Source organism: Halanaerobiales bacterium (genome assembly GCA_035270125.1).
Classification (GTDB): domain Bacteria; phylum Bacillota; class Halanaerobiia; order Halanaerobiales; family DATFIM01; genus DATFIM01.
The window spans coordinates 1-4,060 of record DATFIM010000209.1; the positions used below are offsets into that span (position 1 = coordinate 1).

Here is a 4,060-nt window from a genome sequence, read left to right on the forward strand (position 1 = left end):
ATATTTTAAAACCCCGGCCAGATCTGTATGACCGACCGAGGTTTTTATAATTAAACATTGATATCTATCTGCTTTTTATCTTTATTTATAATAACTATACCAACCTGACTGCCTATACTTTGCTATTTCTTGTGCATTATATGATTAAATTGAAATCCTTATATTAAATCTATAAACCTGTTTAAAGTTATTAATAAATCCATTTCAAAATCAACTCAAACTGTTCTATATTTGACTATAAGCAATTGATACATTTATTTGATACTAGCCTACGTTATTAAAATCAAACATATCTGTAAGTTTTAATTATCTTATTGCACGTGGTGAAATCAACAACATATCAGCTTCAATTTCATCAGCGCTTTCCAATTGGTTTAACTCTAAAATTTCTTCCAAACTTATATCATATTCTCCAAGTATTGAATCTATATCTTGATTTTCATCTACCTTAATTAAATGAGAACTCGGTATCGATAGTACTACCAGATCTCCTTTTTTAAATTCATTTTTATCTTCTAAGTTCTTTATTATTTCATCAGCTGGTAGAGTAAATTTATCTGCTATTTCTTGGGCACTTTGATCTGATGGAACAGCATATAGTATTTCTAGACTGTCTGGTAGTTCATTTATATATTCTCTTTGTCTACGGGATGTATTTAAAATTTCTGCAAGTTCTTCACTACTTAGATCTTGATATCCTTTTGGCTGTGAAGTTTTTACCTCTTCTTGTTCAGTACTTACGCTTTTTGTTTCTGCCTGTTGTTCTTTATCAGATTCTTCACTTTCTGGTTCAATAAACACATATTCTTCTTTTTCCTTTTCAGAATTCAAAGGTTGAACTTTTTCTTTTACTTCTTCTCTTTGTTTGTCTTCAACTATTCTGGGAGTAATAAAAATAACAAGTTCTGTTTTTTCTGTATTATCTGTATCATATCTAAATAATTTCCCGAGGATTGGGATTTCAGAAAGTAGTGGTACCTTTCTTTCCGAATTTTTCACATCTTCTTGAATCAAACCAGCAATTGCAAAAGACTGTCCATCTTTCAATCTTAATTTTGTAGTAACTTCTCTGGTTCTTATTGCAGGAAACCCTTCATATAACTCTTCACCTAAAGAAGATACCTTGGGTGTAACTTCTAATTCTATATAATTTTCTTTGGTAATCCAGGGTGTAAAGTTTAAATTAATACCGGCTTCAATATATGTAATATTAAGTTTACCCTCAGCATCTATACCTTTTACGGGAATCTGCTCCCCAATCAGCATATTACCTTCTTCTCCATTTAAAGTCATTAATCTTGGATTAGCAAGTGTTTCAGCTTTACCTTCTGATTTCAAAGCAGAAATATAATCAGGCCATGTCCCAGTTATTCCTTCAATTTGTCCCATTGGATCTTTAATAAACTCAATAGTGGGAAGGTTATTTTCTGGATTAGATATACCCATTGAACTGGTTTCTGTCATAGATATCTCTTCTAATCTTGCTTCTATAATAACCTGTCTCCTTGGTATATCTAGGTTTTCAATTAAATTTACCGCTCTTTCTACATCCATAGTATTCCCGGAAATAATTATTTCTCTTGTTAATTCATTTTTATTTAAATTAACTTCAGGTACACTATCCTCTACTATTGAACTAACACTATCCAAATTTACATAATCAATCCCAATGATTTCTGTCCTTTTCTGCTGTTCATCATCATAGCGATCAATTAATGTTAATGTGTTACTAACCTTCTCGTCATCACCTTTAATTTCAAGATGTTCGTGCACTTCATCATACGATATCTTTATATCAGGATAAGTACTTTTAACTTTACTTATTAGTTCTTCTTCGTCTATGTTATATATCTTGGCATATTTAGTCACCTGATCTTCGGCCTCTTTTTTAGCTTCTTCTTCAGCTAATTTTTCTGATTCAGCAACTTCCTTATCTTCCTGGGTTGGTATATCTACTCTCGAGATCAGATCTTTTGCTTCATCAATATAATCTTGCTCGCCCTTCAATATTATCTGATTATTATTTGTATCAGTTTGAACTATCAATTCAGGATAAATAACTTTGAGATTATCTACAATTTCACTAAGATTTCCATACTCTATTTTGATGATTTCCAGGACATCTTCAGCTTCCTTTTCTTTAACTTCTGCAACTTTTTCTTCTTCTGTAATAATATCAGGGAAATCAACTCGATTTACTAGCTGAACAGCCTCTTCAATTGTTTCTTCTTTACCTACTAAAAGCAGTTGCGTGTTTTCTTTAATAATCTGTATATTTAATTCAGGATAGACACTGTTCAATACTTCTTTAGCTCTATTTAAGTCCTTACTGTCAAAGTTTAATATTTCTAATTCCATTTCTTTATATACTTCTTCTATTCTGCCAGGGGTCGCCACTACTACTGTATTACCATCCCACTTATAAGCCAAACCTGTGGTTTGAGTTATTAGATTAAGTGCTTCATTAAAAGATATTTCCCTTAAATGTATGGTAATACTACCTGTAACAGAACTATCAGAAATCAGATTGACTTCAGCCACCTCTGCAATAGCAGTTAGTACATCCCTGATATCTGCCCCTTTAAAGTTCATGTTCCTTATTTCACCTTCTACTACAGCTGCTATAGAAAAACTTAATAAACTAATAATTATTAATGATGAAACCATTATAAAGGTAATCTTTCTTTTATTATTTTTCAACCAAGGCACCCCCAATTTCCATATAGAAAGTTAAATTTTGATAATTAATTTTTATTCTTTCGTTGCCCACATTTAAGACATCATATTCTCCAATACTTTCACTTTTCCTTATAAACCTGCTCCCATCAGATGTAGCAACAATTGCTATACTTTGACTGCTTTGTTCTATGATTCCATCTAACCTAAAGGGAACTTTTAAATCCTCTATAGTTAATTGAGGGTCTGCAACAACCTCAATTTTTTCTTTTTTGTCATCTTGCTCTTCATCTTGAGCCTGATCATCAGATTCTTTCTTTATTTCGAAAAAAGGATCTCTCATTTCCTCACGATATTTATATTCACCTGCCATCACTATTTCTTTAACTTTTGCTTCTTCTTTTACAGCTTCCTCTTCTTCTTGTTTATCTTCTTGTTCTTGTTCTTTTTCTTTTTTTTGTTCTTCCTGTTCATCAACTTCTTCTTTTTGCTCTGGTTCAGATTCTTCGGTCTGTTCTTGTTGCGTTTCCTCTTGTTCTACCTGTCTGGCCTCTTCTGTTAACTGTGGGGAATCATTTCTATCATACAAGAAGTAATAACTCGCCAAAGCAGCTAATAAAACAACTATAATTGCAGCTATAATAATATTCTTTTTATTCATTAGCTCCACCGCCCATTAAACCCTTTTTATAAAATGTAAGGGAAAGGCTTACCTGTAAAAAATCTTCCATTGGTCTTATGGACATGCTCTTATAATCCATCCAATATTCAAACTTTTGTAATTCTACTAAAAATTCATTTAATTTATAATAGTCTGCTTCAATAAACATTGCTATATCTATTGTGTTATCTGTAGCATTTGGTTTATACGATCTGAATAAAATATTGATATTATCGGTAATCTGCTTTAATTCTACCAATAATTTATCATTAGAAATATTAAAGTAATTCACATACAGCGTCCGCTCTGTCAATTCGTTGTATCTCTCTCTCATTTCAGGTAATTTTTTTACCATGTCCTGAGTAATGCGAACTTCCCTGCTCAAACGATTCTTATTTGTCTCTAGTTGGTTGATTTCTTTTGTAAGTGGTTTGTATGCATATAAATAATAAACTGTAAATATAATTATAATAAGTACAATACCTAAAATTATAAGTTCTCTTTTACTTAAATTAGAAAGCATCATCTTCCCCTCCTTCAGTCACAGTTGCTATTAAATCAAAACTAATATTTTCTTGATTAAGATAGTTCTGGAGGGTAACTTGACTAAAATAAGGAGATTGATTCATATTATCTATGTAGTCAATTAAAAGCTCAGTATTAGCAGCACTACCTGAAACAGTTAATTTGTTTTCATTGATTGAAAATGTTTTAAGATTGACA

General features: G+C 31.4%; 4 protein-coding genes. All 4 read right to left on the minus strand.

Going from position 1 to position 4,060, the window contains the following annotated elements:
* Nucleotides 1-306 precede the first annotated feature (306 nt).
* A complete protein-coding gene (locus VJ881_10495; protein ID HKL76479.1) occupies nt 307-2,700 on the minus strand; it encodes a secretin N-terminal domain-containing protein in 2,394 nt (797 codons plus the stop codon).
* Nucleotides 2,690-3,337: a hypothetical protein gene (locus VJ881_10500; GenBank protein HKL76480.1), complete on the minus strand. Its 648-nt coding sequence runs from the start codon at nt 3,335-3,337 to the stop codon at nt 2,690-2,692. The genes VJ881_10495 and VJ881_10500 overlap by 11 nt, the downstream gene beginning before the upstream one ends.
* Nucleotides 3,330-3,860: a hypothetical protein gene (locus VJ881_10505; protein ID HKL76481.1), complete on the minus strand. Its 531-nt coding sequence runs from the start codon at nt 3,858-3,860 to the stop codon at nt 3,330-3,332. Before VJ881_10505 ends, VJ881_10500 begins: the two co-directional genes overlap by 8 nt.
* Nucleotides 3,850-4,060 (minus strand): PilN domain-containing protein (locus VJ881_10510; GenBank protein HKL76482.1); only part of this gene is annotated, 211 nt, incomplete at its 5' end. The genes VJ881_10510 and VJ881_10505, both read right to left, overlap by 11 nt.